Below are 15,970 nucleotides of genomic sequence, written 5' to 3' on the forward strand. Positions count from 1 at the left end.
TACCGAGGGTTCGACCTCCCCACGCATACGCTGCAGACCGAGGGCGTGCAGCACGGCCAGCGGTTGGGTGGCCGGCAGCCGATGGTCGATCCCTTGCGGGAGGCAGAGGGATGCGGGGCGTTCAGAACCGGGTCAGCACGCCGGCCTGACCAAGCGAGCCGTCGGTCAATTTTTCACCATAGAAAACGGTGCGGCTGTCTGCGGGGACTGCAATGCCGCTGCTGGAACGACCTGCCAGAACGCCGCAACCGGCTCCGTACGTGATGCCGAAGCGGAAGTAGTTCTTGCCGTCGTCGCTCGGGCGGGCTGTGCCCGTGAAACTACAGCTGCCGTTGTAGCCGCTGATACCTCCGGAGCTCGTGACCACGAAGACTGCACCGCCGTCACTGCGGTAGGAGCCGGCGAACTGCGTCAAGCTGGGGGTCTGGTCATAAATCGATTGCCGGGCCAGCGACACGGTTTGTGAACCCAGGCCGCTGGCGCTCAGCGTGACGGTCATCGAGGTGCTGGTGAACGAGCCACTGATCGTGCCGTTGACCTTCGCGGTGCCACAGTAGGCGGAGCCGCTGCCGGACACCGACGAGCCGCTTGCGGAAGCCTGGCCTTGGTACAGGATCCATTCGCATGCGCTGGACCCGGCGTATTCCAGTCCCCAGAACTCGCCGCTCGAGGTCACGAGTACACCTCCGTACTGATTGCTCCACAAGCCCTGTGCTGGGAACACCTGCGGCCCAGCATCGCCGTCTCCCCCACCGCCGCAGGCGGTGAGCAGGCTGGTTGCGACACAGGCGAAGAGAGTACGGATGATCTTGTTCTTCCTCATGGTTTCCTCCTTGACAAGCGGGCGACTGCCCTTGAGTGGGCTGTCGGATCTTACCGGAAAAAGTCCATTTTGGAATATTCGTTTTGAGCATAGAGCATCCCGCGCGTGCCCTCTTCGCTTTACAGCAGCCAATATCGCTGGCTGCGTGACCAGCTCATCCGGGCCCGAAAGGCCAAAGGGATGACGCAGGCGGCGGTAGGACGCTTGCTGGGGGTGGGGCAGCCCCAGATTTCCAAGATGGAACGGGGTGAAGCGTTCATCGATGTGATGACGTTCGTCGACTGGTGTCGTTGCGTCGGGCTGGAGCCGGCGGCGGTCTTGGCCTCGCTGCCAGTTCCAACAGGGGATGGCGCCTCTTGATGACCGGCTGGCCGTCGGGCGTCGTCGGCCAGCGGCCACGTTCAAGCCGCGCCGGTCGGCACCCGCCGTCAAGCCCGCCGATAATCACCCGATGACGTTTCAGGATCGCGCAGCCGTCTGGCTGCAACACGCCCTGCCCAAGCGCGCGCTGACGATGCTCGCCGGGGCGCTGGCGCGCCGGCCGCTCGGACCAGTGACGCAGGCGGCGATCCGCCGTTTCATCGCGCGCTACGGCGTGGACATGACCGAGGCGGCGCAGCCCGATCCGGCTGCGTACGCGACGTTCAACGACTTCTTCACGCGCGCGCTGCGCCCGGGGGCGCGGCCGCTGGCGGCGGCCGACCTGGTCTGCCCGGTGGACGGCGCGATCAGCCAGTGCGGTGCGATCGAGCGCGACCGCATCCTACAGGCCAAGGGGCACGGCTACACGGTGGCGGCGCTGCTGGGCGGCGATGCGGCGCTGGCGGCGGCGTTTGCCGACGGGACGTTCGCCACGCTGTATCTCAGCCCGCGCGACTACCACCGCATTCATATGCCTTGCGCGGGGCGGCTGCAGCGCATGGTGCATGTGCCGGGGTCGCTGTATTCGGTCAACCCGGTGACGGCGCGCGGGGTGCCGGGGCTGTTCGCGCGCAACGAGCGGGTGGTGTGCCTGTTCGAGGGGCGGCGCCCCGATGGCCAGTGCTTCCCGTTCGTGCTGGTGCTGGTCGGGGCCACCATCGTCGGCAGCATGGCCACCGTCTGGCACGGCGTGGTCAACCCGCCGCGCCCGGGCATCGCGCGGCGCTGGGACTACGACGAGCGCGAGATCACCCTGGCGCAGGGCGCGGAGATGGGACGCTTTCTGCTCGGCTCGACCGTGGTGGCGCTGTTCCCGCCCGGGTTGGCGGCCTTGGCGGCAGATTGGGCCCCAGGTCGTCCGGTGCTCATGGGCGAGGCGATGGGGACGTGGCGGCCCTGACGGCGCCCCCGAGCCGGCCGCCGGACTGTCCCACACCCGTCACTGGAACGCCACTTCGGCAAAGCTGCGCAGTTTGCGGCTGTGCAATTGATCCACACCGGCGGCGCGCAGCCGCTCGATGGCGCGCAGGCCGATGCGCAGGTGTTGATCGACGCGCTCGCGGTAGAAGCGGTCCGCCATGCCGGGCAGTTTGATGGCGCCGTGCAACGGTTTGTCGCTGACGCACAGCAGCGTGCCATACGGCACCCGGAAGCGAAAACCGTTGGCGGCGATGGTGGCCGACTCCATGTCCAGCGCCACGGCTCGCGATTGCGAAAAGCGCCGCTGCGGCAGGTTGTCCGGCAGCAGTTCCCAATTGCGGTTGTCGGTGCTGGCCACGGTGCCGGTGCGCAGCACCCCCTTGAGTGCCGCCCCGTCCAACCCGGTGACGTCGGCTACCGCGGCTTCGAGCGCCTGCTGGATTTCGGCCAGCGCGGGGATGGGCACCCACAGCGGCAGTTCCTCGTCCAGCACATGGTCCTCGCGCACATAGGCGTGGGCCAGCACGTAGTCGCCCAGTTGCTGGCTGGTGCGCAGCCCGGCGCAGTGGCCCAGCATCAGCCAAGCGTGCGGACGCAGCACGGCGATGTGGTCGGTGGCCGTCTTGGCGTTGCTCGGCCCCACGCCGATGTTGACCAGCGTGATACCGCTGCGGTCGGCGCGCACCAGGTGGTAGGCTGGCATTTGGGGCAGGCGCGGGGGCGGGCCGCCTTCGGGCCCCGCGAGCGCCGCGCGTTCCGCCGCCGACAGGCCCACCCGCCAGGTGACGACGTTGCCGGGCTCCACGAATGCGACGCAATCGCTGTCCGGGCGCAGCATCTCTGCCAGCCCCAGGCGCACGAACTCATCGACGTAAAAGCCGTAGTTGGTGAACAGGATGAAGTTTTGAAACCACACCGGCGAGGTGCCGCTGTAGTGGCGCAGCCGTTGCAGCGAATAGTCGATGCGCGCCCCGGTGAACAGCGCCAGCGGCTGGGGGGCGCCTGGCGGCGGGGTGTGTGTGCCGTTGGCGATACCGTCGTCCATCGCGGTCAGGTCGGGCAGATCGAACACCTCGCCCAGGCGGGCGCGGTGCAGAGCGTCCAGCTCGCCCTCGAAGTGGGCGTCCTCACCAAGCGCAAAGTGCACGGGGATGGGTTCGCTGCTCAGGCCGATTTCCAACGGTGTGTCGTGGTTCTCCAGCAACAGACGAAACTGCTCGCGCCAGTAGTCCGCGAACAGGTCGGGGCGGGTCAGCGTGGTTTCGTAGCGGCCCGGGCCGGCGACGAAGCCAAAGCTCAGCTGCCCGCCAGTCCCGGGGCGCACGGGGGCCATCGCCCGTTGCGTGCGCAGGCGAACGAAGGGGTAGGTGGCCCGCACCCGGGTCAATGCGGTATCGGGCGCCAGGGGGGTGTGCACATAATCGGCCAAAGCGTCCCGCAGAAAGCCCACCGCGGCGTCGTAGAGCCGGCGCACCTGCGTCACGGCGGCGTCGGGGTCGGTGAAGGCTTGTGGGGCCACGAAGGCGGGGGTTTCGGGATTTCGGTCCATGGCGCGATTGTCGCGGGCCAAAGCCGGTTGAGAAGGAGAGCGCGCGCGCAATGGTCGATTCCGTGGTGGTGACCGAGGTGTCCGGTGCGGCCCGAGCCCTGGCGGCGGCGCTGGGATGTGGCCTGCTGGTCGGGCTGGAGCGCGAGCGCCGCAAGGGCCGTGGCGCGACGCGGGTGTTTGCGGGCATCCGCACCTTCGCGCTGGTGTGCGTGCTGGGCGCCGCGGCCGCGCTGATGGGCGGCGCCGGGCTGGTGCCGGTCGGGGCGCTGCTGGTGGCGGGCTTGGCTGTCGTGTCGCACTGGCGCGACCGCTCCCCCGATCCGGGCGCGACCACCGAAATCGCGTTGTTTCTGACCTATCTGATCGGGGTGCTGTGCGCCTGGAGCCTGCCCCTGGCAGCGGCCGTGGCGGTGGGACTGACCGGCGTGCTGGCCGCGCGCGAGCGTCTGCACCGTTTTGCCCGCCAGTGGCTGCGGCCCTACGAGGTGCGCGACGGGATCATTCTGGCGGCGATCGTCCTGATTGCGCTGCCGTTGATGCCCGATCGCACCGTCGCCGGCGAGGGGCTCAACCCCTACCAGCTCACCCGCTTGCTGGCGCTGCTGCTGGCCATCCAGTCGCTGGCGCACCTGAGCCAACGGCTGTTGGCCGCGCGGGAGGCCATTGCCTTGTCGTCGCTGGCGGCCGGTTTTGTCTCCAGCACCGCCACCATCGCCAGCTCCGGGCTGACCGTGCGCGAGGGACGGGCGGGCGCGCGGTTGATGGCCGGGGCCGGTTTGCTGTCGTGCGTGGCAACGCTGTTGCAGATGGCGGTGATCGCCGCGGCGCTGCAGCCCGCCTGGCTGGCCTGGCTGTGGTTGCCCACCCTGGTTGGCGCCACGTTGGCCTTGGGGTTGGGGCTGTGGCTGGTGCAGGGGGCCCTGGCGGGGGCCAACGCGGGGGCGCCTGCCCTGGTCGATGGCGCACAGGCGCAGCGCATGTTCAGCCTACGCAACGCCGCCGTGGTGGCCGGCGTGCTGACCCTGGTGCAGGTGGGGGTGCATGGGCTGGGCCGCTGGCTGGGTCCCGTGGCCGAGTCCGCCGGCACGCTGCTCGCGTCGCTGTTCGACCTGCATGCGGCGCTGGCGGCCATTTTCGTGCAGGGCACGCCGCCAGCCTCCGGCGCGCCCGACCGGCTGGTCTGGACGTTGGCGCTGGCCTTGCTGGTCCACGCCGCCAGCAAGAGCGTGGTGGCCTGGGCGTCCGGGGGGCGCGACTACGCGCGTTGGCTGGTGCCCATGCTGTGGCTGCACACGCTGCCGGCCGTGGCGCTCATCCTCTGGACACCGGTTCGCGCAGGGTGACCAATTCCTCGGCGATCGTCGGGTGGATGCCCAGCGTGGCGTCGAACTGGGCTTTGGTGGCCCCGCAGCGCAACGCCACGGCAAAGCCCTGCACGATTTCGCCCGCGTCCGGCCCCACCAGGTGCAGACCCACCACCCGGTCAGAGGCGTCGTCCACCACCAGCTTGACCAGGGTGCGCTCCTCGCTGCCGCTGAGGGTGTGGCGCAGGGCGCGGAACTCGCTGCGGTAGATGCGCAAGCGCCCGTACCGCTCGCGGGCTTGGGCCTCGGTCAATCCCACCGTGCCGACGTTGGGTGCCGTGAAGACGGCGGTCGGGATCAGGTCGTAGGGCGCGCTGCGCGGGGCGGCCCCGGGGGCCGGCCCGTACAGGTGATCGACCAGCGCCATGGCCTCGGCCAGCGCCACCGGGGTGAGCTGCACCCGCGCGGTCACGTCGCCCAGCGCGTACACGCTGGGGACGTTGGTGCGGTAGTGCTCGTCCACCAGGATGGCCCCCTGCGCCCCCTGGGCGACGCCCAGCGCCTCCAGTCCCAGTCCCTGGACATTCGGCACCCGCCCGGTCGCGTACAGGATGGCATCGGCCACCAGCCGGTTGCCATCTTCCAGCACCGCGTGCAGGCCGTCCGCTTCGCGGTGCACCGCCACCACGCCGGTTTGCAGGCGCAGATCCACCCCTTTTTTGCGCATTTCGCCGGCCAGAAAGTGCCGGACCTCGTCGTCGAAGCCACGCAGGATCTGCTCGCCGCGGTACAGCTGCGTCACCTGCGCCCCCAGGCCGTTGAAGATGGCGGCGAACTCGCACGCGATGTAGCCGCCGCCGACCACCACCAGCCGCTGCGGGAACGGGTCGAGGTCGAACACCTCGTTGGATGTGATGACATGCTCGCGCCCGTGGAAATGCGGCACATGCGGGGTGCCGCCGGTCGCGATCAGGATACGCTCGGCACGCCACGTCTGGTGCCCCGGCGTCCCGTCGGCATTCAGCGTGGCCAGCTCGATGGTGTGGGCGTCGCGCAGCCGGGCCCAGCCGCTCAGCACGGTGACCCCGCTGCCGCGCAGCAGCCGGTCGTACACCCCGTTCAGGCGGGCGATCTCGGCGGCGCGCCGGCGCTTGAGCTCGGCCCAGTCCAGCGTCGCGTCACCGATGCGCCAGCCGTAGCCGCGCGCCTCCTCGAAGGCTTCGGCATAGTGGGCCGCGTAGCTGTAGAGTTTTTTGGGGATACAGCCCACATTGACGCAGGTGCCACCCAGTCCGTCCAGTCCCTGGGCCTCGGCCAGCGCCACGCGCACGCCACGCTGTGCCGCCATGCGCGCGGCGCGCACGCCACCGCTGCCGCCGCCGATGACGAAGAGATCGAAGTCGAAACCACCCATGTGCGCCTTCCGTCTGTCGTTGCGTTGCCATCCTTGTCGTTGGGGCCCCGGCGGGGTTGGTGCCCCAACGGGGTCCGCCCTATGATGCCAGCAAAGAGACCTGCCCAGGAGCTTGCCCGATGCCGACGCTGCCCCGACCCCTGTGTGGCATGAGGGGGCGCCTGTGCGCGCTGGCCGCCGTTGCGCTGCCGACGGCGGTGGCCGCTCAAGCCGACCCCGATGCGGCCCCGCCCCAGCCGCAACCACGCGCTGCGCAGGGCTATGTGATCGGTGCGGCGCTGGTGGACGGGCGCGACCCGGTCGGGCGGTCCACGCGAACATCGATCCTGCAGCCGGTCTGGGGGCTGTGGGTGGGGCGTTTTCGCCTGTCCAGCGGGGGAGCGGCCACGCTGTGGGGGGTTGGACGGGAGGCGGTGGTCGACGCCGGGCTGAGCACCACCCTCGTTAGCCGATCGAATGTGTCGCTGAGCGCATCCCTGCGGTGGGACGAGGGGCGCGAAGCCGACGAGGACGATCCCCTGTTGCGAGGGGCGTCACCCGTGCGCGGCACCCTGCGCGGCCGGCTGTCGCTGGGCTATGCGCCGGCGTCACGCTGGAGTTTGTCCCTGGGGGTCAGCCAGGATCTGTTGGGCCGAGCCGGTGGCGCGCAGGTCTCGGCCGGGCTGAGCTATCGGCATCCCGTGTCGGCACGGACCCATTGGGACCTCGGCGGAAGCATCCGCGCCGGCAATGCCACGTATCTGCGTACGGTCTATGGCCTGTCGCCTGCGGCCGCCGCCCGTGTCGGTCGGCAGCCCTACCAGCCGAGTGCCGGTGCCGAGGCGGTGCAGCTCGACTGGCGGCTGGTGTCCGCGCTGGACCGCGACTGGGTGGTGTACGGGGGCGTCGGCGTGTCGCGGTTGGTGGGGGCGGCGGCGCGCAGCCCGCTCGTCGGTGCTCGCCAGGTCTGGAGCGCCCAGGTCGGCCTGGCTTACCGGCACTGACGCGGTCACCCGTGCCCCAGCACCCGGGCCAGATAGCGCCCGGTGTGGCTGTCGGGATGGGCGGCAACGGCCTCGGGCGTGCCGCAGGTCACCACTGTGCCGCCGCCCGAACCGCCCTCGGGCCCCATGTCGATGACCCAGTCCGCCGTCTTGATGACGTCGAGGTTGTGCTCGATGACGACGATGGTGTTGCCCGCGTCGCGCAACTGGTGCAGCACGCGCAGCAGCAGTTCGATGTCCGCGAAGTGCAGCCCCGTGGTCGGTTCGTCCAGGATGTAGAGCGTGCGCCCGGTGTCGCGCTTGGACAGCTCCTGCGCCAGTTTGACGCGCTGCGCCTCGCCACCGGAGAGGGTGGTGGCGCTCTGGCCCAGCCGCAGGTAGCCCAGCCCCACGTCCAGCAGGGTCTGCAACTTGCGCTGCAGGGCCGGCACGGCGCCAAAGAAACCGTGGGCCCGCTCCACGGTCAGGTCCAGGATCTCGGCGATGTTGCGCCCCTTGTAGCGCACCTCCAGCGTCTCGCGGTTGTAGCGCGCGCCGCCGCAGACGTCGCACGGCACATACACATCGGGCAGAAAGTGCATCTCCACCTTGACCACGCCGTCGCCCTGGCAGGCCTCGCAGCGCCCGCCCGCGACGTTGAAGCTGAAGCGCCCCGGGCCATAACCGCGCTCGCGCGCGGCGGGCGTTTCGGCCATCAGCTCGCGGATGGTGGTGAACAGGCCGGTGTAGGTCGCCGGGTTGGAGCGGGGCGTGCGGCCGATGGGGCTTTGGTCCACGGCGATCACCTTGTCGAAGTGCTCCAGCCCCTCGATGGCGTCGAACGGCTCCGGCTCGTCATGGCTGCGGTAGAGGTGGCGCGCCACCGCCCGCAGCAGCGTGTCGTTGACCAGGGTGGATTTGCCCGAACCGCTGACACCCGTGACGCAGGTGAACAGCCCGACCGGAAACTCCACCGTCACATCGCGCAGGTTGTGCCCGCGCGCGCCGATCAGGCGCAGGGCCGCCATGGAGGGCACCGCCGGATCGCGCTGCCGGCCGCCGGCGCGCTCCATCCGGCCGGGCCAGCCGCCGCTGCGCCGGGGCGCGGGCTCCGAGCCGTCCCCGGTCGCGGGCTGCCACGGTGTGCGCCGCGCGGGCACCGGAATGCGCCGCCGCCCCGACAGATACTGCCCCGTCAGCGAGGCGGGCTCCGCCGCCACCGCCTCCCAGTGGCCCTGGGCCAAGACCTGCCCGCCGTGCACGCCGGCGCCCGGCCCCAGGTCGATCAGGTGGTCGGCGGCCCGCATCATGTCCTCGTCGTGCTCCACCACGATGACCGTGTTGCCCAGATCGCGCAGCCGCTGCAGGGTGCCGATCAGGCGGTCGTTGTCGCGCTGGTGCAGGCCGATGCTGGGTTCGTCCAGCACGTACATCACGCCGCTCAGGCCCGAGCCGATCTGGCTGGCCAGGCGGATGCGCTGCGCCTCGCCACCGGAGAGGGTGTCCGCGCTGCGCGCCAGCGTCAGGTAGGGCAGCCCCACGTCGTTCAAAAAACGCAGCCGGGACCGGATCTCGCGCACCACCTTGTCGGCGATCTCGGCACGCGCACCCTGCCACTGCAAACCCTCGAAGTACGCCAGCGCCTCGGCCAGCGTCATCTGGCCGATGGCGTGGATGTGGCGACGCTGCGTCCCCTCGCCCAGATAGACCTGCAGCGCCTCGCGCCGCAGCCGGGTGCCGCCGCAGCCCGGGCAGGCGTGGGTGCTGCGGTAGCGGCCCAGCTCCTCGCGCACGGTGGGCGAGTCGGTGTCGCGCCAGCGCCGCTCGAAATTGGGCAGGATGCCCTCGAAGGGGTGGCGCTTGGTCACCCGCCGTCCGCCGTCGGCGCCGTATTGGAAGGCGAGGGCCTCGTTGCCGCTGCCGTGCAGCAGCACATGGCGCACGGTCTCGGGCAGCTCCTGCCACGGGGTGTCGGGGTCGAAGCCATAGTGCGCCGCCAGGCTCTCGATCAGCGCAAAGTAATGGGGGTTGCGCCGGTCCCAGCCCTTGATGGCACCGCCGGCCAGGCTCAGCTCCGGAAACGCCACCACGCGCGCGGGGTCGAACAGTTCCACATGCCCCAGCCCGTCGCAGCGCGGACAGGCCCCTTGCGGCGCGTTGAAGGAGAACAGCCTTGGCTCGGGCGTGGCCTGCGTGTGGTCGCACACTGGGCAGGCGTAGCGCGCCGAGAAGGCGTGCAGCGCCTGCGTGTCCAGGTCCAGCGCGCGCGCCTTGCCATCGCCCACGCGCAGCGCCGCTTCCAGACTCTCGGCCAGCCGCTGACGTGCGTCGGCCCGCACCTTCAGGCGGTCGATCACCACCTCCAGCGTCGCGCCCGGGCGCAGCAGGGCCGCCGCCTCGTCGCCCTCGGCCACCGTGCCATCGACGCGGAAGCGCACATAGCCCTGGGCCTGCCGGCCCCGCAACGCGGCGACCGGATCGTCTGCCTGCACGGCGGGCACCGGCGCCAGCAGCATCAGCCGCGTTTCGGCCGGCAGGGCCAGCAAAGCATCCACCATCTGGCTCACGGTCTGCGCGCGCAGCGGCAGGTCGTGTGCCGGGCAGTGGGGCACGCCCGCGCGGGCGAACAGCAGGCGCAGATAGTCGTGGATCTCGGTGACGGTGCCGACGGTGGAGCGCGGGTTGTGGCTGGTGGCCTTTTGTTCGATCGCGATCGCCGGGCTCAGGCCCTCGATCAGGTCCACGTCCGGTTTGTCCATGCGCTCCAGAAACTGCCGCGCATAGGCCGACAGGCTCTCGACGTAACGGCGCTGGCCCTCGGCGTACAAGGTGTCGAAGGCCAGGCTGGATTTGCCGGAGCCGGACAGCCCGGTGATCACCACCAGCGCGTGCTTGGGGATATCCAAGTCCAGGTTGCGCAGGTTGTGCGTGCGCGCGCCGCGGATGCGGATCGCGCGGTCGGCCGGGGGCGGGGACGGCAGGGCAGACATGGGTGAGGCGGACCGAGGGAGCCAAGGGTGAGGGCAACCGCGCATCATAGAACGCGGGCACCACCCGGTGCCTTTGATACACTCACCGCCATGTTCGCTGTCCGCAGCACCTTCGACGCCCGCCTGGCTGCCGCCCTCAAGACCGGCCGCCGGGAGGCCTGGCCCTGGCGCAAGCCAACGACGCGCGCCTGATCCCCCTCCGCGCGCACGCACCGCTGCCGCCGCGCAGTCGGTCCGCTGTGCCGCTCTCTGTGCCGGTTGCCGCTCGCGCCGGCCCCGTTGGACCCACCAGGCCGTGCCGGCCATCCCGTCCGAGACCGCCCGCCGGCCCGCCCCGCCAGGAGCCCCGTTGCCGTGATCACCGAACTGGAATTCCGCAGCCTTGCCGCCGAAGGCTACAACCGCATCCCGCTGATCGCCGAAGCCTTCGCCGATCTGGAAACCCCCCTGTCCCTCTACCTCAAGCTGGCCCACGCCACCCACGGCGGCCGCAACAGCTTTTTGCTGGAGTCCGTCGTCGGCGGCGAGCGTTTCGGCCGCTACAGCTTCATCGGCCTGCCGGCGCGCACCTGGCTGCGCGCCTATGGCTTTGGCGAGGCGGCGCGAACCGAGGTCGTGCGCGACGGCACCGTCGTCGAGACGCTGGGCGGCAATCCGCTGGATGCCATCGCCGCCTACCAGCAACGCTTTCGCGTGGCGCTCAGCCCCGGGTTGCCGCGGTTTTGCGGCGGGCTGGCGGGCTATTTCGGCTACGACACCGTGCGCCACATCGAGCGCAAACTTGCCGGCACCTGCCCACCGGATCCGCTCGATCTGCCCGACATTTTGTTGTTGCAGACCGAGGAGCTGGCCGTCATCGACAACCTCTCGGGCAAGCTGTACCTGATCGTCTATGCCGATCCTGCCCAGCCCGAGGCCTACGCCAGCGCCAAGCGCCGTCTGCGCGAGCTCAAGGACCGCCTGCGCTACTCGGTCAGCGCTCCGTCCGTCAAGGCCGGCGACGCTTACCCCGAGCAGCGCGAACGCGGCAAGGCCGATTTCTTGGCGGCCGTCGATGAGGCCAAGGCCCTCATCCAGCAGGGCGACTTCATGCAGATCGTGATCGGCCAGCGCATCCACAAGCCCTACCGGCACAGCCCGCTGAGCCTGTACCGCGCGCTGCGCTCGCTCAACCCCAGCCCCTACATGTACTACTACAACCTGGCCGGGGCCGATGCGCGTGGCAGCGACCTGCACGTGGTGGGCGCCTCGCCCGAAATCCTGGTGCGCCAGGAGCGCACCGACGAAGGGGTGAAGGTGACCATCCGGCCCCTGGCCGGCACCCGGCCGCGCGGCGCCACGCCCGAAAAAGACAAGGTCGCTGAGCAAGATCTGCTGGCCGATCCCAAGGAACGCGCCGAGCATGTGATGCTGATCGACCTGGCGCGCAACGACATTGGCCGCATCGCGCAGATCGGCACCGTCAAGGTCACCGAGGCGTTTGCGGTGGAGCGCTACAGCCACGTCATGCACATCGTCAGCAATGTCGAGGGGCTGCTGCGCCCGGGCCTGACCAGCATGGACGTGCTGCGTGCCACCTTCCCGGCCGGCACGCTGACCGGCGCGCCCAAGGTGCATGCGATGGAGCTGATCGATCGGCTGGAACCCACCAAGCGCGGCATCTATGGCGGCGCGGTCGGCTACCTGAGCTGGGCGGGCGACATGGACTTGGCGATCGCCATTCGCACCGGCGTCGTGCACGACGGCACCCTCTACGTGCAGGCCGCCGCCGGTGTGGTGGCCGACTCGGTGCCGGAGCTGGAGTGGAAGGAAACCGAGCACAAGGCCCGCGCCCTGTTGCGCGCCAGCGAACTGGTCGAGGAGGGGCTGGAATGAGCCGCATCAAGCTGCTGATGGTGGACAACTACGACTCGTTCACCTACAACCTGGTGCAGTACTTCGGCGAGCTGGGCGCCGAGGTGGAGGTGTTCCGCAACGACGAGATCACGCTGGAGGGCATCGCCGAGCGCGCGCCGGACCGGCTGGTCATCTCGCCCGGGCCATGCTCCCCGGCCGAGGCGGGCATCTCGGTGGCGGCGATCCGCCACTTCGCCGGCCGCGTGCCGATCCTGGGGGTCTGTCTGGGGCACCAGAGCATCGGCGCCGCGTTCGGGGCGCGCATCGTGCGTGCGCGCGAGCTGATGCACGGCAAGACCAGCCTCATCACCACCACGCAGGAGGGCGTGTTCGCCGGCCTGCCGCGCCAGTTCACCGTCAACCGCTACCACTCCCTGGCCATCGAACGCGCCACGCTGCCGCCGGAGCTGGCCATCACCGCCTGGTGCGACGACGGCGAGATCATGGGCGTGCGCCACCGCGAGCTGCCGGTGCAGGGCGTGCAGTTCCACCCCGAAAGCATCCTGACCGAGCACGGCCACGCGCTGTTGAACCATTTTCTGCAATCCCCCTGATCCCCTTCGTCGTCCGACTCCAGGAGACCCCTCATGCCCCACCGCCACGTCATCACACCGCAAGAGGCGCTGCAGCGCACCATCGAGCACCGCGAGATCTTCCACGACGAGATGCTGCACCTGATGCGTCTGATCATGAGTGGTGAAATCTCCCCGCTGATGACCGCCGCCATCATCACTGGCCTGCGCGTCAAGAAAGAGACCATCGGCGAGATCACCGCCGCAGCCCAGGTGATGCGGGAGTTTTCCACCAAGGTCCATGTGGAGGACACCACCCACCTGGTCGACATCGTCGGCACCGGCGGCGATGGGGCGCACACCTTCAACATCTCCACCTGCGCCATGTTCGTCGCGGCCGCGGCGGGCGCCAAGGTCAGCAAGCATGGCGGGCGCAGCGTCAGCAGCAAGTCCGGCAGCGCGGATGTGCTGGAAAGCCTGGGCGTCAACATCAACCTGCCACCGGCGGCCATCGCGCAGTGCATCCGCGAGGTCGGCATCGGCTTCATGTTCGCGCCCAACCACCACCCGGCGATGAAGAACGTCGCCCCCGTGCGGCGCGAGATGGGTGTCAAAACGCTCTTCAACATCCTGGGTCCGCTGACCAACCCGGCCGGCGCCCCCAACATCCTGATGGGGGTCTTCCACGCCGATCTGGTTGGCATCCAAGTGCGGGCGCTGCAGCGCCTGGGCACCCAGCACGCGCTGGTCGTCTATGGGAAGGACGGCATGGATGAGGTCAGCCTGGGCGCCGCGACCATGGTCGGCGAGCTCAAAGACGGCGAGATCATCGAATACGACATCCACCCCGAGGACTTTGGGCTGGCCATGGCCAGCCACCGGGCCTTCCAGGTGAGTACGCCCGAGGAATCGCGCGCCCTGCTGCTGGCCGTGCTCGACGGTCAAGACGGCCCGGCGGCCGACATCGTCGTCCTCAACGCCGGCGTGGCGCTGTATGCCGCCAATGTGACCGATTCCATCGAGGCCGGCATCGCCCGCGCCCGCGAGGCGCTCGCCAGTGGCGCGGCCAAGGCCAAGCTGGAGCAATTCGTCACGGCCGCACACCGGCTGGGCATGGAGGCTGCGGCGTGAGCGACATCCTGCAGCGCATCTGTGCCACCAAGCGCGAGGAGGTGGCCGCCGCGTCCGCGCGTGCGCCGCTGGCGGCCGTGCGCGCGCAGGCCGAAGCCAGCCTGCGCGACGATCCGCCGCGCGACTTCGCCGGTGCGCTGCGCGCCGCGCAGGCCGCCGGGCGCGCCGCCGTCATTGCCGAGGCCAAGCGCGCCAGCCCCTCCAAAGGCGTGCTGCGCGCCGACTTCGACCCGGCGGCGATCGCCGCCAGCTACGCGCGCCACGGCGCGGCCTGCCTGTCGGTGCTGACCGACGTGCCGTACTTCCAGGGCCACCCGGATTACCTGCGTCAGGCGCGCGCGGCCGCGGCGCTGCCGGCGCTGCGCAAGGACTTCCTCGTCGACCCGTACCAGGTCTGGGAGGCGCGCGCGCTCGGCGCCGACGCCATCCTGCTGATTGCGGCCTGTCTGGACGACGCGCAGATGGCAGACTTCGAGGCGATTGCGCACGCGCTCGGCATGGCGGTGCTGGTGGAGGTGCACGACGCGGCGGAGCTGGAGCGCGCGCAGCGCCTGCGCACGCCGCTCATCGGCGTCAACAACCGCGACCTGCGCACCTTCCTGGTCTCGCTGCAGACGACGCTGGACCTGCTGCCGCGGCTGGAGCCGGAGCGGTTGCTGGTGGCCGAAAGTGGGATTGCCACGCGCGACGACGTGCGCCGCCTGCGCGACGCGGGCGTGCCGGCCTTCCTGGTCGGCGAGGCGTTCATGCGCGCCGACGACCCTGGCGCGGCGCTGGCCGCGCTGTTCGGCGCATGAGCGGGCAGGTGCCAGTGGCGGCGCTGATGACGGTGCCGGGCCTCACGGCCCACCACCAGCCCAGCCCCGGCGCCACCACCGGCTTCGTCTTCATCTGCCCGGGCCGCTACGAGGCGCAGCGCGGCTACCCGTGCGCCGCCGGCACGGGGGCGAACCTGGCGCGCGTGCTGGTCGAGCTGCATCGCCGAGATGCGGCGCGGTTTGCGTCCCCGCACCGGGCCGACTATGTCGTCACCAATGCGTGGCCGCAGGTCGAATACCCGGCACTCACCGGCCGCTCGGTGCCCACGGTGGCCGAAGTGCTGCAGCCGGCCAATCTGGAGCGGCTGGCCGCCGAACTGGCCGGCCTGCGCTGGGTGGTGGCCTGCGGGGCCCAGGCCCATGCCGCCGTGCGCGCGCTGCGCGACGCAGGGCTGCTGACGGCCGACATCGCCTGCGAGCGCCACCTGAGCCAGCGGTCCATCAACAGCATCCGCGCCGGCGCCGACACCGCCGGCCGCATCGCGCACTGGTGCGCCGCGGTGCTGCAACAATTTTCCCCGGGGGTCGAAAACGCGCCGCAAATCGTGGCATAATCTGGGGCTCTCGCTGGAGGGGTGCCCGAGTGGCTAAAGGGGGCAGACTGTAAATCTGTTGGCTTACGCCTACGTTGGTTCGAATCCAACCCCCTCCACCAGCGATGCCGGTTGTGTTGGCAAGAGAGAAGGCAGTGACGGCCCGCGTCCGAATCAGGCGGGGTTCGACGCGGGAGTAGTTCAATGGTAGAACCTCAGCCTTCCAAGCTGATGACGCGGGTTCGATTCCCGTCTCCCGCTCCAACGCAGCGCCGGTGCTGGAGTTGGTGAACGATTTGTTTGTGGTCGCCGCAAGGCGGTCGCAGGCCCATGTGGCTCAGTGGTAGAGCACTCCCTTGGTAAGGGAGAGGTCGGCAGTTCGATCCTGCCCATGGGCACCAACGTTGTTGTCCTGGCCCCACGTCGGGGCGTGTGAGTGAGTTCGGCAAACATCCATTCGGAGCGGTAACGATGGCAAAGGAAAAATTCGAGCGGACCAAGCCGCACGTCAACGTGGGCACGATTGGTCACGTGGACCATGGCAAGACGACGCTGACGGCGGCGATCACGACGGTGCTGTCGCAGAAGTTTGGCGGTGAAGCCAAGGCGTACGACCAGATCGACGCGGCGCCCGAAGAGAAGGCGCGCGGCATCACCATCAACACCGCGCACGTCGAGTACGAGACGGCCAACCGCC

14 protein-coding genes and 3 tRNA genes are annotated in these 15,970 nt (G+C 69.9%); 13 read left to right on the top strand and 4 right to left on the bottom strand.

Annotated elements, in window-relative coordinates:
* Positions 1-121: 121 nt before the first annotated feature.
* Positions 122-823, bottom strand: a complete 702-nt coding sequence (locus ACK4TH_RS07725) for a hypothetical protein (RefSeq protein WP_409624635.1) — start codon at positions 821-823, stop codon at positions 122-124.
* A gap of 105 nt (positions 824-928) precedes the next feature.
* On the opposite strand from ACK4TH_RS07725, the gene ACK4TH_RS07730 reads away from it, so the two are divergent.
* The gene (locus ACK4TH_RS07730) at positions 929-1,183 is read left to right on the top strand and encodes a helix-turn-helix domain-containing protein (RefSeq protein WP_409624638.1); all 255 of its coding nucleotides are present in this window, start codon (positions 929-931) and stop codon (positions 1,181-1,183) included.
* 91 nt (positions 1,184-1,274) lie between these two features.
* Positions 1,275-2,144 (top strand): archaetidylserine decarboxylase, encoded by an 870-nt coding sequence (gene asd, locus ACK4TH_RS07735; protein WP_409624641.1) that lies wholly within the window; start codon positions 1,275-1,277, stop codon positions 2,142-2,144.
* A gap of 39 nt (positions 2,145-2,183) precedes the next feature.
* Here asd and ACK4TH_RS07740 read toward each other — a convergent pair whose 3' ends face one another.
* On the bottom strand, positions 2,184-3,713 hold the full coding sequence (locus ACK4TH_RS07740) for an AMP nucleosidase (RefSeq protein WP_409624644.1): 1,530 nt from the start codon (positions 3,711-3,713) through the stop codon (positions 2,184-2,186).
* Between the two features lie 50 nt (positions 3,714-3,763).
* Here ACK4TH_RS07740 and ACK4TH_RS07745 point away from each other — a divergent pair, with 50 nt between their 5' ends.
* Positions 3,764-5,056, top strand: coding sequence for an MgtC/SapB family protein (locus tag ACK4TH_RS07745; protein WP_409624647.1), 1,293 nt, complete (start codon positions 3,764-3,766; stop codon positions 5,054-5,056).
* Here ACK4TH_RS07745 and gorA read toward each other — a convergent pair.
* Positions 5,025-6,431 carry a glutathione-disulfide reductase gene (gene gorA / locus ACK4TH_RS07750; protein WP_409624650.1) on the bottom strand — a complete coding sequence of 469 codons (1,407 nt, stop codon included), beginning with the start codon at positions 6,429-6,431 and terminating at the stop codon, positions 5,025-5,027. The genes ACK4TH_RS07745 and gorA overlap by 32 nt on opposite strands.
* A 119-nt stretch (positions 6,432-6,550) precedes the next feature.
* Here gorA and ACK4TH_RS07755 point away from each other — a divergent pair, with 119 nt between their 5' ends.
* The gene (locus ACK4TH_RS07755; protein ID WP_409624653.1) at positions 6,551-7,414 is read left to right on the top strand and encodes a MipA/OmpV family protein; all 864 of its coding nucleotides are present in this window, start codon (positions 6,551-6,553) and stop codon (positions 7,412-7,414) included.
* A 5-nt stretch (positions 7,415-7,419) separates the two neighbouring features.
* Here ACK4TH_RS07755 and uvrA read toward each other — a convergent pair whose 3' ends face one another.
* Positions 7,420-10,383 (bottom strand): excinuclease ABC subunit UvrA, encoded by a 2,964-nt coding sequence (gene uvrA / locus ACK4TH_RS07760; RefSeq protein ID WP_409624656.1) that lies wholly within the window; start codon positions 10,381-10,383, stop codon positions 7,420-7,422.
* Positions 10,384-10,737: 354 nt separating this feature from the next.
* Here uvrA and ACK4TH_RS07765 point away from each other — a divergent pair, with 354 nt between their 5' ends.
* The 9 genes from ACK4TH_RS07765 to ACK4TH_RS07805 form a co-directional block, all read left to right on the top strand.
* Positions 10,738-12,258 (top strand): anthranilate synthase component I family protein, encoded by a 1,521-nt coding sequence (locus ACK4TH_RS07765; RefSeq protein WP_409624659.1) that lies wholly within the window; start codon positions 10,738-10,740, stop codon positions 12,256-12,258.
* A complete protein-coding gene (locus ACK4TH_RS07770) occupies positions 12,255-12,833 on the top strand; it encodes an anthranilate synthase component II (protein ID WP_409624662.1) in 579 nt (192 codons plus the stop codon). The genes ACK4TH_RS07765 and ACK4TH_RS07770 overlap by 4 nt, the downstream gene beginning before the upstream one ends.
* Positions 12,834-12,866: 33 nt before the next feature.
* A complete protein-coding gene (gene trpD, locus ACK4TH_RS07775) occupies positions 12,867-13,922 on the top strand; it encodes an anthranilate phosphoribosyltransferase (protein WP_409624665.1) in 1,056 nt (351 codons plus the stop codon).
* Entirely contained in the window at positions 13,919-14,719 is an 801-nt protein-coding gene (gene trpC, locus ACK4TH_RS07780; RefSeq protein WP_409624668.1) for an indole-3-glycerol phosphate synthase TrpC, read from the top strand. Before trpD ends, trpC begins: the two co-directional genes overlap by 4 nt.
* On the top strand, positions 14,716-15,294 hold the full coding sequence (locus ACK4TH_RS07785) for a hypothetical protein (RefSeq protein WP_409624672.1): 579 nt from the start codon (positions 14,716-14,718) through the stop codon (positions 15,292-15,294). The genes trpC and ACK4TH_RS07785 overlap by 4 nt, the downstream gene beginning before the upstream one ends.
* 15 nt (positions 15,295-15,309) lie before the next feature.
* A tRNA-Tyr gene (locus ACK4TH_RS07790) sits at positions 15,310-15,395 on the top strand.
* Positions 15,396-15,463: 68 nt separating this feature from the next.
* Positions 15,464-15,537: transfer RNA gene (locus ACK4TH_RS07795), tRNA-Gly, on the top strand.
* 62 nt (positions 15,538-15,599) lie between these two features.
* Positions 15,600-15,674 (top strand) — tRNA-Thr (locus ACK4TH_RS07800).
* A gap of 70 nt (positions 15,675-15,744) precedes the next feature.
* A partial coding sequence (locus ACK4TH_RS07805) for a GTP-binding protein (protein WP_409624675.1) occupies positions 15,745-15,970 on the top strand: 226 nt, incomplete at its 3' end.

Source organism: Tepidimonas sp. (genome assembly GCF_046292505.1).
GTDB lineage: Bacteria > Pseudomonadota > Gammaproteobacteria > Burkholderiales > Burkholderiaceae_C > Tepidimonas.